25 protein-coding genes are annotated in these 23,305 nt (G+C 49.1%); all 25 read left to right on the plus strand.

All coding sequences use genetic code 11. From position 1 onward, the window contains the following. The first annotated feature begins 219 nt into the window (after positions 1-219). A complete protein-coding gene (locus tag RW114_RS04520; RefSeq protein ID WP_340121523.1) occupies positions 220-1,872 on the plus strand; it encodes a phospholipid carrier-dependent glycosyltransferase in 1,653 nt (550 codons plus the stop codon). Next, positions 1,869-2,240 carry an SMR family transporter gene (locus RW114_RS04525; RefSeq protein WP_340121524.1) on the plus strand — a complete coding sequence of 124 codons (372 nt, stop codon included), beginning with the start codon at positions 1,869-1,871 and terminating at the stop codon, positions 2,238-2,240. The genes RW114_RS04520 and RW114_RS04525 overlap by 4 nt, the downstream gene beginning before the upstream one ends. Before the next feature lies 1 nt (position 2,241). After that, positions 2,242-3,357 carry a DegT/DnrJ/EryC1/StrS family aminotransferase gene (locus RW114_RS04530; RefSeq protein WP_340121525.1) on the plus strand — a complete coding sequence of 372 codons (1,116 nt, stop codon included), beginning with the start codon at positions 2,242-2,244 and terminating at the stop codon, positions 3,355-3,357. An 88-nt stretch (positions 3,358-3,445) separates the two neighbouring features. Continuing rightward, a complete protein-coding gene (locus tag RW114_RS04535) occupies positions 3,446-4,411 on the plus strand; it encodes a glycosyltransferase (protein WP_340121526.1) in 966 nt (321 codons plus the stop codon). Then, entirely contained in the window at positions 4,411-5,346 is a 936-nt protein-coding gene (locus tag RW114_RS04540; RefSeq protein ID WP_340121527.1) for a formyltransferase, read from the plus strand. The genes RW114_RS04535 and RW114_RS04540 overlap by 1 nt, the downstream gene beginning before the upstream one ends. Positions 5,347-5,376: 30 nt before the next feature. Then, a complete protein-coding gene (locus RW114_RS04545) occupies positions 5,377-6,432 on the plus strand; it encodes a bifunctional UDP-4-keto-pentose/UDP-xylose synthase (protein ID WP_340121528.1) in 1,056 nt (351 codons plus the stop codon). Continuing rightward, entirely contained in the window at positions 6,429-7,337 is a 909-nt protein-coding gene (locus RW114_RS04550; protein ID WP_340121529.1) for a polysaccharide deacetylase family protein, read from the plus strand. Before RW114_RS04545 ends, RW114_RS04550 begins: the two co-directional genes overlap by 4 nt. A gap of 217 nt (positions 7,338-7,554) precedes the next feature. After that, on the plus strand, positions 7,555-8,025 hold the full coding sequence (locus RW114_RS04555) for a WbuC family cupin fold metalloprotein (RefSeq protein WP_340121530.1): 471 nt from the start codon (positions 7,555-7,557) through the stop codon (positions 8,023-8,025). A gap of 186 nt (positions 8,026-8,211) precedes the next feature. Then, complete coding sequence (locus tag RW114_RS04560) at positions 8,212-9,204, plus strand: DUF4238 domain-containing protein (RefSeq protein WP_340121531.1); 993 nt, start codon at positions 8,212-8,214, stop codon at positions 9,202-9,204. A gap of 276 nt (positions 9,205-9,480) precedes the next feature. Further along, positions 9,481-9,837 carry a hypothetical protein gene (locus RW114_RS04565; RefSeq protein ID WP_340121532.1) on the plus strand — a complete coding sequence of 119 codons (357 nt, stop codon included), beginning with the start codon at positions 9,481-9,483 and terminating at the stop codon, positions 9,835-9,837. 291 nt (positions 9,838-10,128) lie between these two features. Then, on the plus strand, positions 10,129-11,625 hold the full coding sequence (locus tag RW114_RS04570) for a leucyl aminopeptidase (protein WP_340121533.1): 1,497 nt from the start codon (positions 10,129-10,131) through the stop codon (positions 11,623-11,625). Between the two features lie 128 nt (positions 11,626-11,753). Further along, a complete protein-coding gene (locus RW114_RS04575) occupies positions 11,754-12,236 on the plus strand; it encodes a DNA polymerase III subunit chi (RefSeq protein ID WP_340121534.1) in 483 nt (160 codons plus the stop codon). Between the two features lie 39 nt (positions 12,237-12,275). Beyond that, the gene (locus RW114_RS04580; protein WP_340121535.1) at positions 12,276-12,731 is read left to right on the plus strand and encodes a hypothetical protein; all 456 of its coding nucleotides are present in this window, start codon (positions 12,276-12,278) and stop codon (positions 12,729-12,731) included. A 162-nt stretch (positions 12,732-12,893) separates the two neighbouring features. Continuing rightward, a complete protein-coding gene (locus RW114_RS04585) occupies positions 12,894-13,112 on the plus strand; it encodes an addiction module protein (protein WP_340121536.1) in 219 nt (72 codons plus the stop codon). Beyond that, positions 13,102-13,251: a hypothetical protein gene (locus RW114_RS04590; RefSeq protein WP_340121537.1), complete on the plus strand. Its 150-nt coding sequence runs from the start codon at positions 13,102-13,104 to the stop codon at positions 13,249-13,251. Before RW114_RS04585 ends, RW114_RS04590 begins: the two co-directional genes overlap by 11 nt. A gap of 255 nt (positions 13,252-13,506) precedes the next feature. Then, complete coding sequence (locus RW114_RS04595; protein ID WP_340121538.1) at positions 13,507-13,743, plus strand: hypothetical protein; 237 nt, start codon at positions 13,507-13,509, stop codon at positions 13,741-13,743. After that, positions 13,740-13,889, plus strand: coding sequence for a hypothetical protein (locus RW114_RS04600; protein ID WP_340121539.1), 150 nt, complete (start codon positions 13,740-13,742; stop codon positions 13,887-13,889). The genes RW114_RS04595 and RW114_RS04600 overlap by 4 nt, the downstream gene beginning before the upstream one ends. A 242-nt stretch (positions 13,890-14,131) precedes the next feature. Beyond that, positions 14,132-17,011 (plus strand): valine--tRNA ligase, encoded by a 2,880-nt coding sequence (locus RW114_RS04605; protein ID WP_340121540.1) that lies wholly within the window; start codon positions 14,132-14,134, stop codon positions 17,009-17,011. Between the two features lie 126 nt (positions 17,012-17,137). Then, positions 17,138-18,850, plus strand: coding sequence for a type IV-A pilus assembly ATPase PilB (gene pilB / locus RW114_RS04610; protein WP_340121541.1), 1,713 nt, complete (start codon positions 17,138-17,140; stop codon positions 18,848-18,850). A 2-nt stretch (positions 18,851-18,852) separates the two neighbouring features. Next, the gene (locus tag RW114_RS04615) at positions 18,853-20,070 is read left to right on the plus strand and encodes a type II secretion system F family protein (protein WP_340121542.1); all 1,218 of its coding nucleotides are present in this window, start codon (positions 18,853-18,855) and stop codon (positions 20,068-20,070) included. 103 nt (positions 20,071-20,173) lie between these two features. After that, complete coding sequence (locus RW114_RS04620; protein ID WP_340121543.1) at positions 20,174-21,055, plus strand: prepilin peptidase; 882 nt, start codon at positions 20,174-20,176, stop codon at positions 21,053-21,055. A 4-nt stretch (positions 21,056-21,059) separates the two neighbouring features. Further along, complete coding sequence (coaE, locus tag RW114_RS04625; protein WP_340121544.1) at positions 21,060-21,662, plus strand: dephospho-CoA kinase; 603 nt, start codon at positions 21,060-21,062, stop codon at positions 21,660-21,662. Between the two features lie 7 nt (positions 21,663-21,669). Beyond that, positions 21,670-22,449: a cell division protein ZapD gene (gene zapD / locus RW114_RS04630; protein ID WP_340121545.1), complete on the plus strand. Its 780-nt coding sequence runs from the start codon at positions 21,670-21,672 to the stop codon at positions 22,447-22,449. Then, the gene (gene yacG, locus RW114_RS04635; RefSeq protein WP_340121547.1) at positions 22,449-22,661 is read left to right on the plus strand and encodes a DNA gyrase inhibitor YacG; all 213 of its coding nucleotides are present in this window, start codon (positions 22,449-22,451) and stop codon (positions 22,659-22,661) included. The genes zapD and yacG overlap by 1 nt, the downstream gene beginning before the upstream one ends. Positions 22,662-22,718: 57 nt before the next feature. Then, positions 22,719-23,195, plus strand: coding sequence for a CYTH domain-containing protein (locus RW114_RS04640; RefSeq protein WP_340121548.1), 477 nt, complete (start codon positions 22,719-22,721; stop codon positions 23,193-23,195). Positions 23,196-23,305: the final 110 nt, after the last annotated feature.

Here is a 23,305-nt window from a genome sequence, read left to right on the forward strand (position 1 = left end):
ATTTTATCGAAACAGCGCTATTAGAAGTAGCTCATTGTGCTTGAGCCACCATTTCGCCTACCTTAAAAAATTATAGCCTCCACCAAAATCAAATAACGACACATTGATTGCATCTATTTTTTAATTGTTTTTTTTGATGAAATGTGTTTTGGCTGCCAAATTGTATTATCATTGCCGGAATTTTGCCAAGACCAGAAATTTTAAAGGATCTTCAAAAACATGACATCAGTGTCTTTGCATCAATGCCGGATAAATGGAATAGTAATAGTTGTTGCCGGATTTATCTGGTTTCTGTTGCTGGGTTACCGTGACCTGATAGAACCGGATGAAGGGCGCTACGCCGAAATCGCCAGGGAGATGCTGAATTCCGGCAACTGGATTACACCGCGCCTCAACGGATTCAAGTATTTTGAAAAACCGCCTTTGCAGTATTGGGGCTCCGCAATCAGCATGGCCTTATTGGGCGAAACCAATGCGGCTGCCAGGGTATGGTGCTCAGGACTCGGATTTATCGGCGCCTTATGGGTTGGTTTTGTAGGCAGCCGACTTTATGGACGTAGTGCCGGTTATTTCGCCTTCCTGTTTTTAATCAGCACGGTGCTTTATGTTGGGATGGGCCACGCGAACAGCCTGGATATGGGCGTCAGCGTAATGCTGATCCTCGCGGTTGGCGCACTGGCGCTGGCGCAATCAGTACGGCATCTGCCCAAACAGGAACGCAACTGGATGCTGCTGGCCTGGGCGGCGCTCGCCGGAGCAACGCTGAGCAAAGGGCTAATCGGTCTGGTGCTTCCCGGCGCCGCAGTTGTTCTGTATACCATTTGGCAGCGCGACTGGGCGTTGTGGCGTCATTTGCATCTGGGCAAAGGTTTGCTGCTGTATTTGTTGATAGCCGCGCCCTGGTTTATTGCTGTCAGCTATGAGAACCCTGAATTCCCCCATTTCTTTTTCATCCATGAACATTTCGAGCGTTTTACCAGCGATGTACACGGACGCACCAAATCCAACTGGTATTTCTTCGCCGTATTTGCAATAGGGACAATACCCTGGCTGTTCTCGTCCTTAAACGGCTTGATTAAACCGTCTTTTTCCTGGCGGACTGAAGCCGGAAAATTTGAAGTATCACGATTATTTTGGGTATATACGGTTTTTGTTTTTTTCTTTTTCTCGATTTCCCATTCCAAGTTACCGGGCTATATTTTACCGATGTTTCCAGCGCTGGCGTTGTTAGTCGGCGAGAATATGTCCAGGCGCAAACATTTTATTGCCGACGGCATTGTTGCGATAGTACTGGCACTCGTTATAATCATTTTCTTTATCTGGAATGCCGATAATACCGCCACGATTGGACGATTAGCGTCACACCTTGCACTGTTTCGTCCCTGGATTATTGCAACCGCCGTTTTAACCGGCGCTGCCGGCATTTCTACGCTGCTGCTAAGAAACCAAAAAAATCTGGCTATCTCTGTTTTTGCGCTCTGCGCCCTGCTTGGCATACAAATGCTTTCCTGGGGCTATCAAAGCATCAGTCATTTACGCTCCAGCAGAACGATGGCCGCAACGATTCAATCCTACCTCGGCAACAACAAGGATATCGTGGAAATTTACGACGTTAATCGCTATGATCAATCCCTGCCTTATTATTTAGGCAGGACCATCAACCTGGTCGACTTTACCGGCGAACTGGAATTCGGGATTAAGCAGGAGTCGCAAAAATGGCTGAATGAGGATGATTTTCTGCTTTTATGGTTAAATTCAGAACAGGCAGTCAGCATACTTACCCAGACGACCTATGAACTATGGCAACAACAAAAGATTCCGATGCAATTAATTTTTAAAAATCCCCGTTATATCGCTGTGGCCCGTCGATGAATATCATTAGTTTCAGCATTATCCTGACCGGCGTGCTGTTGAATGCCGTCGCACAACTGGCGCTCAAAGCCAGTGTCAGGGAAATGGGGGCCATCGGCCTGAATTTTTCCTCGTCCGCTACCGCGTTTTTGAGACTGGCCTCCGAGCCTTTTCTCTGGGTCGGATTATGTTGTTACGGCATCAGCGTCATCGTCTGGATACTGGCGTTGTCCAGGGTCGACGTCAGCATTGCCTATCCGATGCTGTCCATGGGCTATGTGGTCAATGCGCTTTTCGCCTGGCAGTTGTTCGGCGAAACCATGAATCCCGCCCGCATGATCGGGATGGGCATCGTCCTGCTGGGCGTTTACATTTTAGCAAGGAGTTAAGATGCTGCCATTCACTCGACCCACGCTCGATGCCGAAGAGTTTGAAGCCATTAAAGAAGTCCTGCAATCCGGATGGCTGGCAACCGGCCCCAAGGTTGCCGCTTTTGAAGCCGCGTTGGCCGATTATATCGGCGGCGATGTCCAGCTTCGGGTATTCAATTCGGGCACCAGCGCGCTGGAGGCTGTGTTGCTGGCTTACGGAATCGGGCCGGGCGACGAAGTGATCGTACCCGCGATGAGCTTTGTGGCCAGCGCCAATGTCATCGTTCGTTGCGGGGCAACGCCCAAATTTGTCGATGTCGATCTGGTCTCCCGCAATATCGATGCTGCTGCGGTTGAAGCGGCAATCACGCCCAACACCAAAGCCGTTATCCCGGTGCATTTTGCCGGTCGCGCTGTCGATATGGATGCCATTTATCAGCTGGCCGAACTGCATAATCTGCTGGTGCTTGAAGACGCCGCTCAGGCTATCGGCACACAATATCAGGGTCGCCGGATCGGCAGCGCAGGCAATCCGGTCTGCTTCAGTTTTCATCCCAACAAGAACATGACCACGATTGAAGGCGGCGCGCTGGTGATCAGCGACCCGGTTTTGCTGAAGAAAATCGAAGCCATCCGTTTTCACGGCATCGAAAGAGACGAGCAGGGCGGCATGGATGTAACCGCCTGGGGCGGCAAAATGAATATGCCGGATGTGGGCGCGGCGCTGGGTTTGGTGCAATTGAAAAAACTGGATGGCTTTAACCTAAAACGCCGGGCGCTGGCTCGGCGTTATTTACAGCAGCTGCCAAAACATGACGCCTTGGTGCTGCCTGCCGATGTGGAGGGTCACAGCTGGCATATGTTCTGTATCCTGCTCGATTGGGAAAAAATCGGCCTGAGTCGTAACCAGGCTCTCGAAGCGCTCAAGCAGCAAGCCATCGCTGCGGGCATCCATTACCCGGCTATGCATCTGTTTTCGCTGTATCGTCAATACGGCTATAAGCCCGGTGATTTTCCCAATGCCGAAAGAATCGGCGAGCAAACCTTGACGCTGCCGCTATTTCCCGGCATGGAGGGAAAAGACGTTGACCGGGTCTGCTCGGCAGTGATTTCATTATTGAATGGCTCTTATTAATGCAGCCATGTAGGTACGCACAGCGTACCCTTCCGAGCGATAATTTACGACGCACTTACCGATTTAACACCACACACCTAATTTTATAATGACGCACAATTTTGAAATACCGGAAGTATCCATCGTTATTCCCGTCTATAACGAGGAAGCGGTTTTACCGTTGCTGTTTGAACGACTTTATCCCGTTCTGGAAACACTTAAGCACCGCTACGAAGTCATTTTTGTCGATGACGGCAGCCGCGACCACTCGGCCGCCTTACTGCGCAAACAGTTTCAGCTGTTCCCCGACACCACCCGCGTCGTGTTGCTGCGCGCCAATGCCGGGCAACACGCGGCGCTGATCGCGGGTTTCGAGCGTGCCCGAGGCAACTACATCCTGACCCTCGATGCCGACCTGCAAAATCCCCCTGAAGAAATCCCCAATCTGCTGCTGCAAATGGATGCCGGTTTTGATTATGTCGGCACTATCCGGAGGGAGCGTAAAGACAGCCGCTGGCGGCATTGGGCGTCGTTGGCGATGAATCGCTTGCGCGAAAAAATCACCCACATTCACATTACCGATCAGGGCTGCATGATGCGGGCTTATCACCGCGACATTATCGATGCGGTTTTAGCCACCACCGAAACCAATACCTTTATACCGGCGCTGGCTTACCTTTACGCCGGAAATCCTACGGAAATCGTTATTAACCACGAAGAGCGTGCGGCCGGGGAGTCGAAGTATTCGCTGTTCAAGCTGATCCATCTCAATTTCGACTTGATGACCGGATTTTCCATTGCCCCGTTGCAGGCATTTTCGTTGATCGGCATCGGCGTTTCGATATTCTCGCTGCTGTTTGTATTTTATCTGGGCTGGCGCAGACTGACAGTCGGACCGGAAGCGGAAGGCGTTTTTACGCTGTTCGCCATCGTGTTTTTCTTGATCGGCATCCTGCTGTTCGGTATCGGACTGCTGGGCGAGTACATCGGGCGGATTTATTCCCAGACCCGCTCGCGCCCCCGTTATCTGGTCAAGGCGGTACTGGATAATGCCAAAACAGACGATAAGACCTGATGAAGCCCTCAGCCGTCGTTTTCGCCTATCACAACATTGGGGTTACCGGCATAGAATGCCTGCTGCAGGCCGGGTTCGAGATTAAACTGGTGATCACCCATCAGGATGATCCCGAGGAAAACATCTGGTTTGACAGCGTTGCCGAACTGGCAAACAGCCATCAAATTCCTGTGATAACGCCGGACAATCCCAATCAGGCGGAACTGATCAAACACATTGCCGAGCTTAAGCCGCAATGGTTTTTTTCCTTTTATTACCGGCACATGTTGAGCCCCGAGCTGCTGGCGATCCCGCCCCGAGGCGCTTATAATCTGCACGGTTCGCTGTTGCCGAAATACCGGGGCCGCGCGCCGGTCAACTGGGCGGTTTTGCATGGCGAATCGACAACCGGCGTCAGTCTCCATCAAATGGTGGAAAAACCCGATGCCGGCTCGCTGATTGATCAGCAAGCCGTCGCTATTTTGCCCAACGATACCGCGCACGCTGTTTTTTTAAAGCTTACCCCGGCCGCAAAAACGCTGCTGAACCGCTGTTTGCCTTGGTTGCTGGCCGGCAAGATAGAACCCAAGCCGTTGGATCTTGCCCAGGGCAGTTATTTCGGCGGCCGCAAGCCGGAACATGGTCGTATCGATTGGCAGCAATCAGCCTGGACGATCCATAATCTGGTCAGGGCCGTGGCGCCGCCTTATCCGGGCGCATTCTTCGACTTCAACGGCAAGCGGTTTTTTCTGCTCGGCAGTCAGTACCGCGGCGAACCCGCTTTGAACCCGGGCAAGGTTTGCATCTATTGGGCTGACGACCATTTTTATGCCGACTGCACCGATAATAAGCGTTTCCGTATCGAACAGTTTTGCTGCGACGGAATTTCACTGGACCAAGCTGCTTTTAGAGCCATAGCCGGTGATGAGCTGTTACTTACAACCGTAAACGATTAACAAATTTTTAATGTAACCAACTAGGAACTTATGAACGTACTGATACTGGGTGTCAACGGCTTTATCGGCCATCACCTGTCAAAACGCATACTCGAAACCACCGATTGGCATGTCTACGGCATGGACATGCAATCCAACCGCGTTGAATCATTCTGCGATCATGAACGCTTCCATTTTTTTGAAGGCGATATCACCATCAATCATGAATGGATGGAATATCACATCAAAAAATGCGACGTGATTCTGCCGCTGGTTGCGATCGCCACGCCTGCTACTTATGTGACTCACCCGCTGGCGGTATTCGAGCTGGATTTCGAGGCGAACCTGCCGATTATCCGCGCCTGCGTAAAATATAAAAAACGCGTGCTGTTCCCTTCAACCTCCGAAGTTTACGGCATGTGCAAGGATGATGAATTCCATCCTTATGAGTCCGAACTGGTCTTAGGCCCGATGAACAAACAACGCTGGATTTACTCCTGCTCCAAGCAATTACTGGATCGGGTTATCTGTGCTTACGGCCAGGAACAAGGCCTTGATTACACCCTGTTCAGACCTTTCAACTGGATCGGCCCCGGTCTCGACAGCATCCACACGCCCAAAGAAGGCAGTTCGCGGGTAGTCACCCAGTTTTTGGGGCATATCGCCCGAGGCGAATCCATTAAACTGGTCGACGGCGGGCAACAACGTCGCAGCTTTACCTTTGTCAGCGATGGTATTGACGCGCTGACACGTATCATCAAAAATGAAAACGGCAAGGCCACCGACAGCATTTACAATATCGGCAACCCGGCCAATGACTTGTCAATCAGGGAACTTGCCGAGCTGATGCTGAAAATCGCCAAAGAGCATCCCGAATATAAGGAACTGGCGGCCAAAGTCGAACTCATCGATACCAACGCCACTGATTATTATGGAAAAGGTTATCAGGACGTTAAAACCCGGGTGCCCTGGATTGACAATACCATCGACGATCTGGGCTGGAAGCCTGAGGTCAGCGTCGAAGATGCGTTGCGCAATATTTTCGATGTTTACAGTCATGAGGTTGCCGCCGCGAGAGACCTGATCGATCAAGACCTGACTTTATGAAAATAGCGCTGAAAGTCGATGTGGATACCCTGCGTGGCACGCTGGAAGGCGTACCCGCATTGCTGAACCTGTATCAACGCTACGGCGTGAAGGCCACATTTCTTTTCAGCCTCGGCCCCGACCATACCGGTCGGGCACTGCGCCGGATATTCAGGCCCGGATTTTTCAGCAAGGTTCAACGCACCTCGGTGCTTAGCCACTACGGACTGAAAACCCTGCTTTACGGCACCTTGCTCCCCGGCCCGCATATCGGTCGCCGGGGTCGCGACATCATGCGCCAAGCCGAACAGGCCGGGCATGAAGTGGGCGTGCATTGCTATGACCACATCCGCTGGCAAGATTTTGTCGCCAGTCAAGATGCCGAGTGGACCCGAAAAGAAATGCAGGCAGCCATCGATTCATTTCAGGCCGTTTTCGGGCGCAAGCCTTTAGTGCATGGTGCGGCCGGCTGGCAGTTGAACAAATACACGTTACAACTGGAGCAGCAACTCGGTTTTCGTTATGCCAGCGACTGTAGGGGCCAGTCTCCCTTTATCCCTCATATGGAAGGCCAGACTTTCCAATGCCCGCAAATTCCCACCACCCTGCCGACGCTGGACGAACTGCTCGGCTGCAACGGCATTACCGAAGCGAACGTACATGAAGCCGTCTTCGCCGCCAGCCGTAAGCCCGCCCCGGAAGGTCATGTGTATACCTTACATGCGGAACTGGAGGGCATGAAATTGCTACCGGTCATGGAAAAACTGCTGCAACTGTGGCAAAAAGCCGAAGATGACATCGGTACGCTGGAAGATTATGCCGCCGACCTCGATACCGCTACATTGCCTTGCCATGAACTGGCTATGTCAGAAATAGAGGGTCGTTCAGGTGTGTTGGCTGTGCAGGGTTCGAAGATTGCCCCGTAGGCCCCGAAGCCCACTTGAGCGAAACCGAATAGGTGTTTCCGGCTTGTCGATGGGGGCGCAGCCGGACGGGGCATGTTGCCCCGTCCGAAATGTTTGGCGTTGGTTAAGTGTAACCGTTTAGCTCAGGCATCTCAGAAACGTTAGGGACGGGGTTGCAATCCCCTCCCCTCTTTTGGAACATTAATTAATCCACAGGGGAAGATAGGATCAAAAACGTATGATTACTCCCATCGATCAGCAACTGCTCAAAAAGCTTAGTATGGAGGCCATAGCGTCGCCTCGCCGCCGTAAGAACCACAATTTTCACGAAAATAGTGAAGCTCAAACGCACCGATTATTAAATGCTATAGAGCCGAATTCATATGTTATGCCACACAAACATAACGACCCAAACAAAGGGGAAACTATAATTTGCCTTTCTGGTAAGTTGGGTTTAATAGTTTTCGACTCAACAGGTAACGTTGAGCAAACGCTAACATTAGAAGCAGATAGTGAGACTGTTGGAGTTGACATTCCTTACGGTACTTTTCACACGGTACTCGCACTAAAAAATGGAACCGTGTTCTTTGAAGCTAAAGCCGGGCCATTTGTTCCACTTAAAGCTGAAGAGCAAGCACCATGGGCTCCAGTCGAAGGCGATGATTTAGTTACAAATTATCTCGCAACGCTCTACGCTATGTTTAATTAATTTGAAAACCCAAAGTTTATATATCCATATCTTTATTAAACTAACAGCCGGACGGGGCATGTTGCCCCGTCCGAAACATTTTGCGTTGATTAAGTGTAACCGTTTAGCTCGGGCATCTCAGAAACGTTAGGGACGGGGTTGCAAACCCCGTCCCGCTTAGGATGAAAAACAACACCAATCCATAATATGACGATACCTGAATCTACCGCCCAAATGCCTCCATCTGTCAATCCAAAACTGACTGGTCCCAAACGCCAGCACTTCTTGCCGGAATTCTATTTGAAGGGCTTCACCAAGAACGGGATGCTCGCTGTGTATGACCGACAATCAAACAGTATTCGTGTCCAGCAACCGAAAAACACAGGAGTGATCGGCCACTTTTACACGCTCAAAGATGCAGAAGGTCGACAGCGCTTCGAGCTTGAAGAGATGCTTTGCGGCTTTGAAAAAAAGGCTAACCAAGTCATCATGAAGCTCGTTGCGAAGAAACCGATTAGTACAGACGAGCGAACCGATCTAGCCATCTTCATCGCCCTTGCCGCCTTTCGAACACCGGACATAGTTGATTCACTCAAGGGTTTTAACTCTGAACTCATTAGCGACATAGCGAAAAGAAGATTTGCCAACGTTGAAGAAGTTAAAGATCGAATCCGCAGTAAAACAGGATCGCCAATCTCAGAAGAAGAGCTTGAAAAAGAGGCTCAGGGGCTGGTTAACTTCATTAATAGCGGCGCATATAAAGTGACCACGGATCACAAGTGGGCTGTCGGAAAGGCCATGGAAATGGCCTTTACCGTTGCGCCAATTTTGGCTAGGCGTGACTGGATCGTGACTCACCGAAACAACGACAAGAAGTCATTCGTTACGACCGATGCCCCCGTGTTGCTTACCACCGTCGCACCGCGTAAGAGCAACTTTTATGGAGTTGGCTTTGGGAACTCTGATGCCCTAGTCGTGTTTCCGCTAACCGCGTCTTGTGCCCTCTTGATGTACAGTAACAATGGGCGGTTAGAGCACAGGGTCGCGAGTGCTCAGCAAGTTCGTCAGATAAATCTAGGATTGACTGACCATTGCCAGCGATTTGTCATTGGTCGCGATGAAGAGCTTGTCCGTTCACTGGCTAACTACCACGGCTTGGCAAATAAGACATGGCAACCAAAGATGCAGAAGAGTGATTAGCCGCGTAGTTTAACAGTCCGTTCCTAGCCTGCTCCAATGACAGCAATGGGGTGTAAGCTGAAATTCATAGCCCCGTAGGCCGGAATAAACCTGTTTGAGCGATAGCGAAAACGGGCGTTTCCGGCACACACCGCCCGAATCCGCCGGAAACGCCACCTCGCGCTACGCGCTTGGATGGTCTTATTCCGGCCTACTTGGCTAAGAAAACCGCAATAGAAACATGCCTTATGCTAATATAAAATTTTTAGAGGATTTATTTATTAGGAAGACAATAATATGGGTTTTTTTTCTCGTTATAGTGATAGTGATAGTGACAGGATAAATCATATTGGTTTAATTATCATGGCGTATGAATCTGGTGCAGTCTTAGATATTGAACGCTATCCTAAAGGTGTTGGCCCATACTGGATAGAATATGAATATATAAAAGAACAGGGAAATAGTGCAGTTAGGAGGTATTTAGAATCTCATGCGTCTGAGTATGAGCAAAAGCGCAGTTTGTCATCTTTAGAGCAAAGAAAAAATATTGAAGTAACGGGGAGTGGGAAACTTTTTTATGGAGACGCCAACGAACTACTTAAGCCGTTGTTTCTTAAAATACGCGAATTGGAAGAGGAGATAAAGTTACTTTAAAATCCATCGTCAACTTTGGTCGTAAACGGAAGTTCATAGTTTTATCTTTAAAAAATCAATATACTTTCAGAGGGGCTTGAGTAAAAACTTCGCGTCCTTCGTGTCTTCGTGGTGAATCTATAAAATCCAATTTACCGCCAACCGTCGTATCCCCCGTATCAAAAACGAGTGTGTGTTGTATAATCCCAGCTAAACGGCCCATCTTGAGCCGCCCTGTTCGACAGGCTCAGGGCCAGTTAATTCAGGTCTGCTCAAGATAATGCTCCATTCAACAAATAACCGAGTTAAGTTATGGATTATTCAATAGAAACCGCACCATTAGAAGAGCTGCAATGTGATTGTATTATTGTCGGTGTTTATCAAGACCAACAACTCAGTCCATCAGCATCCACGCTTAACAGCATCACTCACGGACTCATTAACAACATCGTCAGCCGTGGCGACCTGAGCGGAAAAAACGGCGAAACCGTGTTAATCAACGCTGTTCCAGACAGCAAGATTGAACGCATTTTGCTGGTCGGACTGGGCGAAAATAAGCCTTTATCCGGCAAAGACTACAAAAAAGCGTTGCTCGCTGCCGTTAACAGCCTGAAAAAGCCGCAAATAAAATCGGTCATCTGCTGTCTGGCGGAATGCGATGTTGCAGGCCGTGACCTGCAATGGAAATCCCGGCACATCATTGAAGTCTTTAACGATGCCGTCTATCAATTTACCCACACAAAATCCGATAAAGAAACAGAAAGCCAGATTCAAAAAATCAGCATTGCCGCCACCGAAGCCGAACGAGCTTTGGCGCATTCTGGGATGCTGCAAGGCAAGGCTATTGCCGAAGGCATGGAGTTGACTAAACACCTGGCCGATTTGCCGGGTAACATCTGCACCCCAACCTATCTTGCCGAACAAGCGATAGAGCTGAGTAAAAAATATGCCAGTCTGGATGTTAACATCCTGGAAGAATCCGATATGACTGCACTGGGCATGGGCGCTCTTTTATCGGTCTCGCGCGGCAGTCGTCAACCGGCAAAATTTATCACCCTAAGCTATCAATGTGGCGATAAAGACGCCAAGCCTATCGTGCTGATCGGCAAAGGTCTCACTTTCGATGCAGGCGGCATTTCATTAAAACCGGGCGCAGGCATGGATGAAATGAAATACGACATGTGCGGCGGCGCGTCTGTTCTGGGCACCTTGCTTGCCGTGGCGCAACTGCAACTGCCGTTGAATATTATCGGCCTGATTCCCTCGTCAGAAAATATGCCGGATGGCGACGCCAATAAACCGGGCGATATTTTGACCAGCATGTCCGGCAAAACCATTGAAGTGTTAAATACCGATGCCGAAGGCCGCTTACTGCTGTGCGACGCGTTAACGTATGCCGAACGCTTCAATCCCGAGGTAGTGATTGATCTGGCCACCCTGACCGGCGCCTGCCTGGTGGCTTTAGGCCGTGTAACCAGCGGCCTGCTCGGCAACGATGACGCCTTGTGCAATGACCTGAGTGCGGCCGGTGAAACCGCCAACGACAGCGTTTGGCGTTTACCGCTATGGGAAGAATATCAGGAACAACTTAAATCCAATTTCGCCGACATAGCCAATGTCGGCGGCAAAGATGCCGGCACCATCACTGCCGCCTGTTTTCTGTCACGTTTTGCCGAAAAATTCCGCTGGGCACATCTGGACATTGCCGGCACCGCCTGGCGCACCGGTCCAACCAAAGGTGCAACCGGCCGCCCGGTATCGTTATTAAGCCAGTATCTGATTGACCGCGCTCAACAGCCAAAGGCATAAGGTGATCCGTAGGAAAAACCCTCTCCACGAAAGACACGAAAAAAGCAGTCACAACAATCGTGTTATGAGAATTTTTGTATTTTTCGTGGACGATTTTTTTAGTCGATTCATTAGTGGAAATCACCTAAGTGGCTGAAGTCAGCTTTTATATACTGCCGACTGAATCGCTGGAAGATCGGTATCTGTTTGCCTGTAAACTGATCGAAAAAGCCTATCGTAGCGGCAGTTTTTGCTATGTGCTCACCGATTCAGCCGAACAAAGCCAAATCATAGACGACCTGCTCTGGACTTTCAGGGCGGGCAGTTTTATCCCGCACCAGATATATACCGGCGAACAGCCCGATATCGCCAGGGATGGTGTGTATGCCGCAGACTCGCCGGGAGCGAGTGCGGCCACAGAAAAAGTCATACTGATCGGCTCGCTGGATGCGCCCGAAAACTGGCAAAAAGTCCTATTCAACCTGTCGTCACACTATCCTAACTTTGGAGCGCAAACCGAGCGCATTCTTGAAATACTGGATAATAGCGAAACGACCAAAGAAGCCGGCAGAAATCGTTATCGCCGCTATCAGCAGTCAGGCATCAAGATTACGACGCATAAAGATTGGTAAGCACACCTTTTCACCCTTTAGCGCAAACTAAGGAACACGATGCAACTTCAGCTTGAAGACCTGCTCTATCAAAACAAAGCCATACAAAGCGCGGTTGAACTCTTCAAAGGTCAAAGCAAAAATGTATCTGAGCGTCCGTTACTATCACAAACAAATGCATCCGATATTGCCCCAAACCTGTGCTTGCTAAGCCCGGAGCAGCTACACAAAAATAAACTCACCATCCTGCAACAAGACGCCCTTGCAGAAAATGAAGCCGCCTTAAGCGAAGAGCCGCAAATCTGCATCGAAATGGAAATCGGCACCGGCAAAACGACATCGTTCCCACGCCGGAGCGTGGGAACGATAAAACATCCAACCATCAATACAACGAAAAATGAACGAATCCACCCTGCAAAGCAAAATGCCCAACACCCCCGATGGCCAGCAAGAACGCTTGCAGGAAAAAACCTAACGCAACCTATCAAGCCCCCGTTAAAGATTACGGCGATATGAAGATATAATCGCTGTAAAATGAAACCTGATTAGCAAGATAATTCAGTTAACGCCAAAAAGTTCGTCATACCGGCATCCATGCCGGTATGACGGTGCCAACTGAGATTCCTTTCTAATTGCCCGACATTCAACAACATAAATCATCAACAATGAGGTGACATAATGTTAGAACAACAAATACTTAAAGAGGCTTTAACGCTCGCACCTAAAAACAGGGCGAGCTTGGTTGAAAAATTGTTAGCCAGTCTCGATCAGCCGGATAAAACAATGGATGAGCTTTGGGCAAAAGAAGCGGAAAACCGAATCGATGCTTATGAGGCAGGAAACATAAAAGCGATTAGCGCCGAGCAAGTATTTGACAAATATAAAAGTGAACGTTAACTTTTTAAATGCCGCTGAAAAAGAGCTTGAGAAGGGCATTGAGTATTACAATGCTCAGCGATCAGGACTTGGTTTTGAATTTCTTGATCAGGTGCAATCGGCTGTAGCACGTATTAAACAATATCCTGATGCGTGGTAACAATTGAGCCATCGCACACGACGCTGCCTCATCAAGCAATTTCCTTATGGCATTATTTACCAAATTCGGGCTAATGAAATATTGATTGTAGCCATACCCCATCTGCATAGAAAACCGGATTACTGGGCAAATCGGCTATAGATTGCAGGGTAGACAGGCTTTTTTGCCCACCGTTTACGGCACCAAAACTATGAATTCATCATGTGGTGGGCAAAAAAGCGTTGCCCACAATGTACCAACAACATCAATATAAAAATGAACGAAAACACCCTGCAAAGCAAAATGTCCAACACCACCCTCAAGGGCACAAGTGGCGACAACCCCCAAGCTTTGGATGCCGGTTTCAGAGTCTACCAATTGACCAAATCGCATTTTCCCCGCGTCGATTTCAAACCCGACCCGGAAGCTTCGGAAACTGAAAACCTGCAACGGCTGGAAGCTTACATCACCGAAAAAGAAGCGCAACTGATCGGCTTGTTTGATCTGCATTGATTTGTCTGGACAATACGCTGTCGAATAAAACCGTCGATCAATTACTGCAAAACCCGCAAGCTTTTATCTGCCTGGAACGCGCCCTGAACACCGATGCCAAGTGGAACCTGCGCCAGCATCTTAAACACCTGTTTATTGCTTTTTGATTGTTAAAGCTCGCGGGCGCGGCCCGCTCCTACGGATAATGTTTGTACGGATAATATTTGTAGGAGCGGGCCGCGCCCGCGACAGTTATCGCTCCCACGGTTGCCGTAGAAACGATACAATATTATATTAAGCCCACCAATCACGGATAAAAAAGTGGGCGAACGATAAAGCCTGTTTGCCCACCCTACCTGCTTAATCCTGCTAAAATAGCTAACTTTTTCACAAAAATAATAACGCATCCATGGAAAAAACATACGCCCCGCATTCAATCGAACAACGCTGGTATCAAACCTGGGAAGACAAAGGCTATTTCGCGGCCAAACCGGAGGGTGAATCCTATTGCATCATGATTCCACCGCCCAATGTCACCGGCAGTTTGCACATGGGCCATGCCTTTCAGGATACCATCATGGATGCGCTGACCCGCTATCACCGGATGAAAGGCTGTAGCACCTTGTGGCAACCGGGCACCGACCATGCGGGCATTGCCACGCAAATGGTGGTCGAAAGGCTGTGCAATGCGGAAGGCCTTACCCGCCATGATCTGGGCCGCGAAAAATTCCTGGAAAAAGTCTGGGAATGGAAGGAGGAATCCGGCGGCGCCATTACCCGTCAACTGCGGCGTATGGGCTCTTCGCTGGACTGGGACAAGGAGCGCTTCACCATGGATGACGGCATGTCCGATGCGGTGCAGGAAGTGTTTATCCGGCTGTATGAGGAAGGCCTGATTTATCGCGGCAAACGCCTGGTCAACTGGGACCCGGTTTTGCATACCGCCGTTTCCGATCTGGAAGTGTTGTCGGAAGAAGAAAACGGCTACATGTGGCAAATTCGATACCCGCTGTCCAACGGTCAGGGGCATTTAATCGTCGCCACCACCCGTCCTGAAACCCTGCTGGGCGATGCGGCGGTAGCGATACATCCCAATGACGAGCGCTACAAACATCTGCTCGGTGAGTTCGTGGAACTGCCATTAACAGGCCGTCGCATACCGATTATTGCCGATGACTATGTCGATCCCGAATTCGGCACCGGCTGCGTCAAGATCACTCCGGCTCATGATTTTAACGATTACGAGGTCTGGACGCGCCACCGTCATACCTCGGTTATTCAGGACTTGCCGCATGGCGGCTTGATTAATCTGTTTACCGTTGACGCCGCGATACGCGGCAACGACGAAGGCGAAAACGAGCTGATTCCAGCCAAATACATCGGCCTGGATCGCTTTGTCGCGCGCAAACAAATGGTCGCCGACCTTGATGCTCTCGGTTTGCTGAAAAAAATCGCCGACCACAAATTGATGGTGCCGCGTGGCGACCGCAGCAACAGCATTATCGAACCGCTGCTGACCGACCAGTGGTATGTTAAGGTTGCGCCGCTAGCCGAGCCTGCGATTGCCGCCGTTGAAAACGGCGACATCAAGTTTGTGCCGGATAACTGGAAAAACACCTATTTCGACTGGATGCGCAATATCCAGGACTGGTGTATTTCCCGGCAAATCTGGTGGGGGCACCGTATCCCGGCCTGGTATGACGAACTGGGCAATATTTACGTCGGCAACTCCGAGCAGGATGTCCGCGCCAAGCACAACCTGCCTGCCGACTATGCGCTTAGACAGGATGAAGATGTGCTGGACACCTGGTTTTCTTCCGCGTTGTGGCCTTTTTCCACCTTAGGCTGGCCCGAGCAAACTTCGGAACTGGCCAAGCATTACCCGACCAGCGTACTGGTGACCGGCTTTGACATCATTTTCTTCTGGGTGGCCAGGATGATCATGATGGGCCTGAAATTCCAGGGCGCAGTGCCGTTCAAGGAAGTCTACATCCACGGTTTGGTGCGCGATGCGGAAGGGCAGAAGATGTCCAAATCCAAGGGCAATGTACTCGACCCGATTGACATCATCGACGGCATAGAACTGGAAGCCTTGGTTGCAAAACGTATTTCCGGCATGATGCAGCCGCATTTGGCCAAAAAAATCGAACAGGATACCCGCAAGCATTTCCCGGACGGCATTCAGTCTTACGGTACCGATGCGTTGCGTTTTACCTTCGCTTCGTTGGCGTCTACCGGCCGCGATATTCGCTTTGATCTTGCCCGCACCGAAGGTTATCGAAATTTCTGCAACAAGCTGTGGAACGCGGCGCGGTTCGTGCTGATGAACACCGAAGAGCAGGATAACGGTTTATCTGATGCACCTTGCGAATACAGCCAGGTGGACCGCTGGATTACCTCCCGTCTGCATCAGGTGACGGCCGTAACCAGCAACGCGATCGACAACTACCGTTTTGACCTGGCCGCTCAAGCCATTTACGAGTTCACCTGGAATGAGTATTGCGACTGGTATCTGGAACTGTCAAAAATATCGCTGCAATCCGGCGATGAGGCGCTGCAACGCGGCACCCGTAAAACCCTGCTGACGGTTCTGGAGTCGATTTTACGTTTGGCGCATCCGATCATGCCGTTTATTACCGAAGAAATCTGGCAGCGGGTTGCACCATTGGCGGGTATTATCGCCAGGGATGGTGTGTATGCCGCAGGCCAGTCGGGAACTGGCGCGGCGATCGCCAGGGATGGTGTGTATGCCGAAACCATTATGTTGCAACCTTACCCGGTTGCCGATGAAGCGCAAATCGATGCTAACGCCATCGCCGAAACCAACTGGGTGATGAGTTTTATTCTGGGCGTGCGCCGCATTCGTGGCGAAATGAATATCGCCCCGAGCAAACCACTGCCGATATTATTGCAAAACGGCTCGGATGCCGATCAACAAAGCTTGACCAACAACCGGATTTATTTACAAAAGCTGGGCAGGCTGGAATCGATCACCTGGTTAAACACTGATGACACCACGCCCGAATCGGCGATGGCCTTAGTCGGCGAGATGAAAATCCTGATCCCCATGGCGGGCTTAATCGACAAGGAAGCGGAACTGGCGCGACTGGAAAAGGAAATACAAAAAATCCATAACGACCTGCCTAGAGTCGAGGGTAAGTTAAATAACCCGGCGTTTGTCGACAAAGCGCCTCCGGAAGTTATCGATAAAGAAAAAGCCAAGCTGGCTGATTTACGTTCGATACTTAACAACCTGGAAGAACAGCAGCGCAAAATTCGGGAGTTATAAGAAAGGCGGACGAAGGGCGAAAGGCGAAGGGCAAAAAGAGCGCCCCTTTAGCCCTTAGCCCTTAGCCTTGTACCTTACCCCTTTTTAACCTATATTTGTTCAAACAACTGACAAAGCAAGCATCCTATGAAAACCGCATCAACAGATTTACAATTTAGTGGCCTTATACGGTGCTTGATTGAAAAGGGATTGCTAACTGAGAATGATGCACGAACCCATAGCCAGGAAGCGCAAAAAAAACAAGTCTCGCTAATACGTTATCTTGCCAGCAATAAGCTTATTGACAGTAAAGTGATCGCATCCCAAGCCTCCATTGAATTTGGCGTACCTTTTTTTGATCTGGATGCCATCGACTTCCGTAAACTCCCTGTAAATCTGGTAAGCGAAAAGCTCGTCCGAAAATGCCACGCGCTCCCCCTTTTTACCCGGGGCAAAACCCTGTTTGTCGCCATATCCGATCCAACCGATTTTCACGTTCTGGATGACATCAAGTTCCACAGCCGCCTTAATCCCGAAGCCGTTCTGGTTGAAGAAGATAAGCTTGCCAAAACCATTGAGGCCGCCTTAGAGGCCGCCGATACCTCAATGACGGATATGCTTGATGAGGATTTGGACAACCTGAACATCAGCGGTGGCGAAGAAGATATCGCTAAAGCCGAAGTCAACTCAGACATTGATGATGCGCCTATTGTGCGTTACGTTAACAAGATATTGTTAGACTCGATCAAACAGGGGGTATCCGATATACACATGGAACCCTACGAAAAAATTTTCCGCATCCGCTACCGATCGGACGGCATACTTCGCCAGGTTGCCACGCCGCCCCAAAGTATCGCCAACAGACTCGTGTCCCGTCTTAAAGTGATGTCTAAAATGGATATTGCCGAACGCAGGGTTCCGCAAGATGGCCGTATCAAAATGACCTTATCCAAAAATCGCGCCATTGATTTCCGGGTAAATACCTGCCCTACCCTGTTTGGCGAAAAAGTCGTTTTGCGTATTTTGGACCCTACCAGCGCCCAACTGGGCGTCGAAAAATTGGGTTTTGAACCGGAACAACAACAGATTTTCCTTGAGGCCATCAACAAACCCTACGGTTTAGTCCTGGTCACAGGGCCAACAGGTAGCGGTAAAACGGTTACCCTTTATACCGGTTTAAATATCCTGAATACCGTGGAGCGCAATATTTCCACCGCCGAAGACCCGGTTGAAATCACTGTAGAAGGCATCAATCAGGTCAACATGAATCCTAAAGCAGGCCTGACTTTTGCCAGTGCTTTACGGGCGTTTTTACGGCAGGATCCCGATATCATCATGGTCGGCGAAATTCGTGATTTGGAAACCGCCGAAATCGCCGTTAAAGCCGCACAAACGGGACATTTGGTGCTATCAACCTTGCATACTAATGACGCCCCGCAAACCTTAAATCGACTCCTGCAAATGGGCATACCTGCCTTCAACATCATTTCTGCGGTTAATTTGATTATGGCGCAACGTCTGGGCCGGAGGCTTTGTGAACACTGCAAAGTCCCGGCCAACCTTCCCGATAAAGTTCTCCTTGATGCCGGCTTCAAACCGGAAGAGTTACGCGAGCTTAAGATGTTCAGTGCGGTCGGCTGCGATCATTGCACCAATGGCTATAAAGGCCGGGTCGGTATTTATCAAGTCCTGACGCTGACCGAAAAAATGCGCACTCTGATCTTAAACGGCGGCAATGCCGATCAACTGGCGGAGTGCGCGCTGGCTGAAGGTTTTAATGATTTGCGTAGATCGGGACTCAACAAGGTAAGCATGGGAATAACCAGCCTGGAAGAAATTGATCGGATTACCAAGGAATAATCATGGCACAGCAAACTGAACAAATAGATTTCGTCTGGGCGGGAACCGACAAAAACAAAAAGAAAACCGGTGGCATAATCTCTGCAAGAAGCGAAATCATTGCGAAAACCGAGCTGCGGCGGCAAGGCTATCGTGTCATTAAACTCAAGAAAAAACCCAAACCGTTATTCAGCGCAAAAATCCAGGCCATCACGCCGGGCGACATAGCCATTTTCGCCAGACAGCTTGCCACGATGCTTAAAGCGGGCGTGCCTTTGGTTCAGTCTTTCGAGATTGTCGGCAAAGGCCATGATAACGCCAGCATGGAGGCCCTGCTGATGGGGATCAAAGCCGATATTGAAGGCGGCGACACCTTGGCCGAAGCGCTAAACAAAAAATCGCTGTATTTTGATGAATTATTTTGTAACTTGGTTGCGGCAGGCGAACAGGCGGGGGTATTGGAAACGCTGCTGGATAAGATCGCCACCTACAAAGAAAAAACCGAGTCGATGAAGAAAAAGATCAAAAAGGCGCTGACCTATCCGATCGCTGTTATTGTTGTCGCCTTTATCGTCACCACCATCCTGCTGATTTTTGTGGTGCCGGTATTTGACGACATGTTTAAAAGTTTTGGCGCAGATTTGCCCGCCTTCACTAAAATGGTTGTCCATATGTCTGAATGGATGCAGGCTTGGTGGTATGTTGTTGTTGGTATTGTTATTGGCGCTGTTTACGTGTTCGGCTATTTTAAAAAACGTTCCAAAGCATTCTGTCACTTTCTGGATAAAACCCTGCTGAAATTACCGGTAGTCGGTCTCATTTTAAACAAGTCTGCCGTTGCGCGTTTTGCCAGAACCTTGGCCACCATGTCGGCAGCCGGGGTGCCCTTGGTAGAGGCTCTCGAGTCCGTCGCCGGAGCCTGCGGCAATATTATCTACTCAGAAGCCGTGTTAAAAATGCGCGAGGAAGTGGCAACCGGACAAAGACTTCAATTTGCGATGCAGCAGTCCAATCTTTGGCCGAACATGGTAATACAGATGGTGGCTATCGGCGAGGAATCCGGCGCAATGGATTCCATGCTGTTGAAAGTCGCCGATTTTTTCGACGAAGAAGTCGACAACCTGGTCGATAATTTAAGCAGCTTAATGGAACCTATTATTATGGTGATACTGGGCATTTTAGTCGGCGGCCTGATTGTCGCAATGTATTTACCGATATTTAAAATGGGTGCGGCGATTTGAAGAAGAATCGGGCGAAAGATACAAAGCGAAAAAACCCTGGCGCCAATACAATTTATCTTTAGCCTTTAGCCTTTAGCCTTTCACTCATTTCTCAAAAACACCGATGCAACAACTTAATACGCTTTTAGCTATAACGCCTTTATTTTCACTTTTAGCCGGTGTTATCGGCTTGCTAGTCGGCAGCTTTCTGAATGTCGTCATCTATCGATTGCCCATCATGATGCAACAAGGATGGCGTAAGGAATGTACCGAATACTTGCAACTTAATCCGGAAACGGCGCAGACTGAAAAAGAAGAACCCTTTAATCTGGTTTTTCCTTTATCCCGCTGCCCAAAATGCAATACGCCGATCAAGCCTTACCAGAACATTCCGGTCATCAGCTATGTTTTTTTAAGAGGAAAGTGTGCACAATGCGGCTGTCACATTTCGATGCGCTATCCGCTCATAGAAGCTTTCACCGCGATAACATCATTCATAGTCGCCTGGCATTTTGGCTACACGCCTCAAGCCGCTTTCGCCCTGCTGCTGACTTGGTCGTTGATTGCATTAATCTTTATTGATATTGACCACCAGTTACTGCCTGACTCCATCACCCTGCCCCTGCTTTGGCTGGGTCTGTGTCTGAGTCTCTTTAATGTGTTTACTGATGCCCACACCAGCATCATCGGCGCTGTTGCCGGTTATACAGCCCTTTGGGCGGTATTTCATCTGTTTAAACTGATAACCGGCAAAGAAGGCATGGGCTATGGCGATTTCAAATTGCTGGCTTTATTCGGTGCCTGGTTGGGCTGGCAGTACTTGCCGATTATTATTTTATTATCATCACTGGTCGGTGCGGTCATCGGTCTCGGCATGATCATTTTTGTCAAACACGATCATACCGTACCTATCCCTTTCGGGCCTTATCTAGCAGCCGCAGGATGGATCGCGCTATTATGGGGAAACGATCTTAACCAACTCTATTTGACCGCCGCAGGTTTGTAAAATCGTGTTGAAAATCGGACTAACCGGCGGCATAGGCTGTGGAAAATCGACGGTTGCCAGGATTTTTTCTGAGTTAAATGTCCCGGTGCTCGATGCCGATGAAATAGCCCATCGGCTGGTCGAAAAAGGACAGCCGGCACTTGCTCGAATACGACAGGAATTTGGCCCCGCCATCCTCAACCCGGACGGCTCGTTGAATAGACAAAATCTCAGGGAACTGGTTTTTTCCGATCACGAACAGAAACAAAAACTTGAATCAATACTTCATCCCTTAATCTACAAAACCCTGCAAGCAGAACTCGAACAGCTCATCGCTCCGTATTGCATAATCAGCATTCCATTATTATTCGAAACCGGCATGACTCACCTTGTTGACCGGATATTGGTTATCGACTGCCCTGTTGAGACGCAAATTGAACGCGTTAAGATTCGAGATAATCTGACCGTTGCCAGAATACAGTCCATAATCGACAACCAGGTGTCTCGCGCATTCAGAAAAGCAAAAGCCGACGATCTGATTGATAACTCGAATACTGATTATAGACTTGCAGAACAGGTAAAAAAACTGCACAATTTATACCTTTCATTAAGCGCTTACCAGGATTAACTTGTCTGTGAACACCACGATTACCTATGAATTCCCACTCAATGAACGCATCCGGGTTTTTATACGGCTAGAACAACTTTTCCTGCAATTCAGCCATTTCTTAACGGGTGAGACGGTTGATGATAAACGTGCCGCGATCAGCGTGCTGCTCGATATCATGACCATTTTCAGACGCAATGATCTCAAATCAGAAATACTGAAAGAGCTCGATCGGCATGCCAACGTACTCAATAAAATCGCCTATAACCAAGGCGTCGACACCCAAAAACTGGAAGAACTGCTTCGCACATTAAATCAAACCAGCAAAAAACTCTATGCCACTAACGGAAAAATCGGCACCCTTGTCATGGAAAGCGACTTATTCCAGAGCATCGCTCAACGCAGTTCCATCCCTGGTGGAACGTGTTCTTTCGACTTACCCGAATTCCATTACTGGCTTGAGCAGGATGAAGCTAATCGATTAAAAGACCTGCAACACTGGAGTAGCCCATTTAATGACATCCGTACCGCAATTGACCTGATTCTTAATTTTATCCGTCATTGCAGTTCACCGACTCATGAGATCGCTGAAGCCGGTTTTTTTCAATTTTCGCTGGACATCAATCAACCCCACCAACTCCACCAACTGCTTAAAGTCAGTGTGGATAAATCCATACACTGCTTTGCAGAAATCAGTGGCGGCAAACACCGCTGCACCATCCGGTTCATGGTGCCGTCTTCCGACAACAAACGGCCAACACAAAGTCCTGACAAGATTCCTTTTTATCTAACCTGCTGCCTCTTCTAATGTCTGCATCCAATAAAACACTGATTGTAAAGTGCTCTAACTGCGGACGCTCTGTACCCTGGATTCCTGAACAACCCTCCAAACCCTTCTGCTCCGAACGGTGTAAATTGATTGATCTGGGGGAATGGGCAATGGAAGAAAAGACAATTCCCGGAGAATCATTGTCGCTGGACGACGACGATGATAATAATGACGATAATTTTTTTCATTAATCCGGTTAGCTTAGGCTACGCAAGCTGAATGGTACCCCATACTAAAGACATCTACTCATGGCTATAGAAATAGAACATAAATTTTTGCTTGCCAATGATGACTGGCGCAAATACGTTAGCCATTCGGTAGAATATCGGCAAGGCTATTTAAGCTCTCAGGCAACCAGCTCAATCAGGGTGCGCATCAGCAATGATCATGCCTGGCTGAACATAAAAACGGCGACTGTCGGCACTCACCGGCATGAATATGAATATGAAATTCCGATGACTGATGCAAACGAGATATTAATGAATCTTTGCAGGAAACCGTTAATCGAAAAAACCCGTCATTTCGTCACTGATGATAATCATCTTTGGGAAATAGATGAGTTTGAAGGCGACAATCAGGGCTTGATAGTCGCTGAAATTGAACTGGACGCAACAGGACAATCTTTTTCCAAACCCTACTGGCTAGGCCTGGAAGTCACCGCGGATTTGCGTTATTACAACAACAATCTCGCGATACATCCTTATTCAGAATGGCGCGAAGACTAAATGAGCCTCTATTTGCCCTGCCATTACTTGCCTCGGCATCACACCAAACCCGGCTAAATGATGCGTTTAACAAACTCGGCATTCAATCATCCAACGCTTTCTGCTAGAAT

Source organism: Methylobacter svalbardensis (genome assembly GCF_037671525.1).
GTDB classification, from domain to species: Bacteria; Pseudomonadota; Gammaproteobacteria; order Methylococcales; family Methylomonadaceae; genus Methylobacter_A; species Methylobacter_A svalbardensis.

Excerpts from the sequence above, each read along its gene's own strand:
- RW114_RS04520 (WP_340121523.1), top strand. The coding sequence starts at position 220 with ATGACATCAGTGTCTTTGCATCAATGCCGGATAAATGGAATAGTAATA.
- RW114_RS04525 (WP_340121524.1), top strand. The coding sequence starts at position 1,869 with ATGAATATCATTAGTTTCAGCATTATCCTGACCGGCGTGCTGTTGAAT.
- RW114_RS04530 (WP_340121525.1), top strand. The coding sequence starts at position 2,242 with ATGCTGCCATTCACTCGACCCACGCTCGATGCCGAAGAGTTTGAAGCC.
- RW114_RS04535 (WP_340121526.1), top strand. The coding sequence starts at position 3,446 with ATGACGCACAATTTTGAAATACCGGAAGTATCCATCGTTATTCCCGTC.
- RW114_RS04540 (WP_340121527.1), top strand. The coding sequence starts at position 4,411 with ATGAAGCCCTCAGCCGTCGTTTTCGCCTATCACAACATTGGGGTTACC.
- RW114_RS04545 (WP_340121528.1), top strand. The coding sequence starts at position 5,377 with ATGAACGTACTGATACTGGGTGTCAACGGCTTTATCGGCCATCACCTG.
- RW114_RS04550 (WP_340121529.1), top strand. The coding sequence starts at position 6,429 with ATGAAAATAGCGCTGAAAGTCGATGTGGATACCCTGCGTGGCACGCTG.
- RW114_RS04555 (WP_340121530.1), top strand. The coding sequence starts at position 7,555 with ATGATTACTCCCATCGATCAGCAACTGCTCAAAAAGCTTAGTATGGAG.
- RW114_RS04560 (WP_340121531.1), top strand. The coding sequence starts at position 8,212 with ATGACGATACCTGAATCTACCGCCCAAATGCCTCCATCTGTCAATCCA.
- RW114_RS04565 (WP_340121532.1), top strand. The coding sequence starts at position 9,481 with ATGGGTTTTTTTTCTCGTTATAGTGATAGTGATAGTGACAGGATAAAT.
- RW114_RS04570 (WP_340121533.1), top strand. The coding sequence starts at position 10,129 with ATGGATTATTCAATAGAAACCGCACCATTAGAAGAGCTGCAATGTGAT.
- RW114_RS04580 (WP_340121535.1), top strand. The coding sequence starts at position 12,276 with ATGCAACTTCAGCTTGAAGACCTGCTCTATCAAAACAAAGCCATACAA.
- RW114_RS04585 (WP_340121536.1), top strand. The coding sequence starts at position 12,894 with ATGTTAGAACAACAAATACTTAAAGAGGCTTTAACGCTCGCACCTAAA.
- RW114_RS04595 (WP_340121538.1), top strand. The coding sequence starts at position 13,507 with ATGAACGAAAACACCCTGCAAAGCAAAATGTCCAACACCACCCTCAAG.
- RW114_RS04605 (WP_340121540.1), top strand. The coding sequence starts at position 14,132 with ATGGAAAAAACATACGCCCCGCATTCAATCGAACAACGCTGGTATCAA.
- pilB (WP_340121541.1), top strand. The coding sequence starts at position 17,138 with ATGAAAACCGCATCAACAGATTTACAATTTAGTGGCCTTATACGGTGC.
- RW114_RS04615 (WP_340121542.1), top strand. The coding sequence starts at position 18,853 with ATGGCACAGCAAACTGAACAAATAGATTTCGTCTGGGCGGGAACCGAC.
- RW114_RS04620 (WP_340121543.1), top strand. The coding sequence starts at position 20,174 with ATGCAACAACTTAATACGCTTTTAGCTATAACGCCTTTATTTTCACTT.
- yacG (WP_340121547.1), top strand. The coding sequence starts at position 22,449 with ATGTCTGCATCCAATAAAACACTGATTGTAAAGTGCTCTAACTGCGGA.
- RW114_RS04640 (WP_340121548.1), top strand. The coding sequence starts at position 22,719 with ATGGCTATAGAAATAGAACATAAATTTTTGCTTGCCAATGATGACTGG.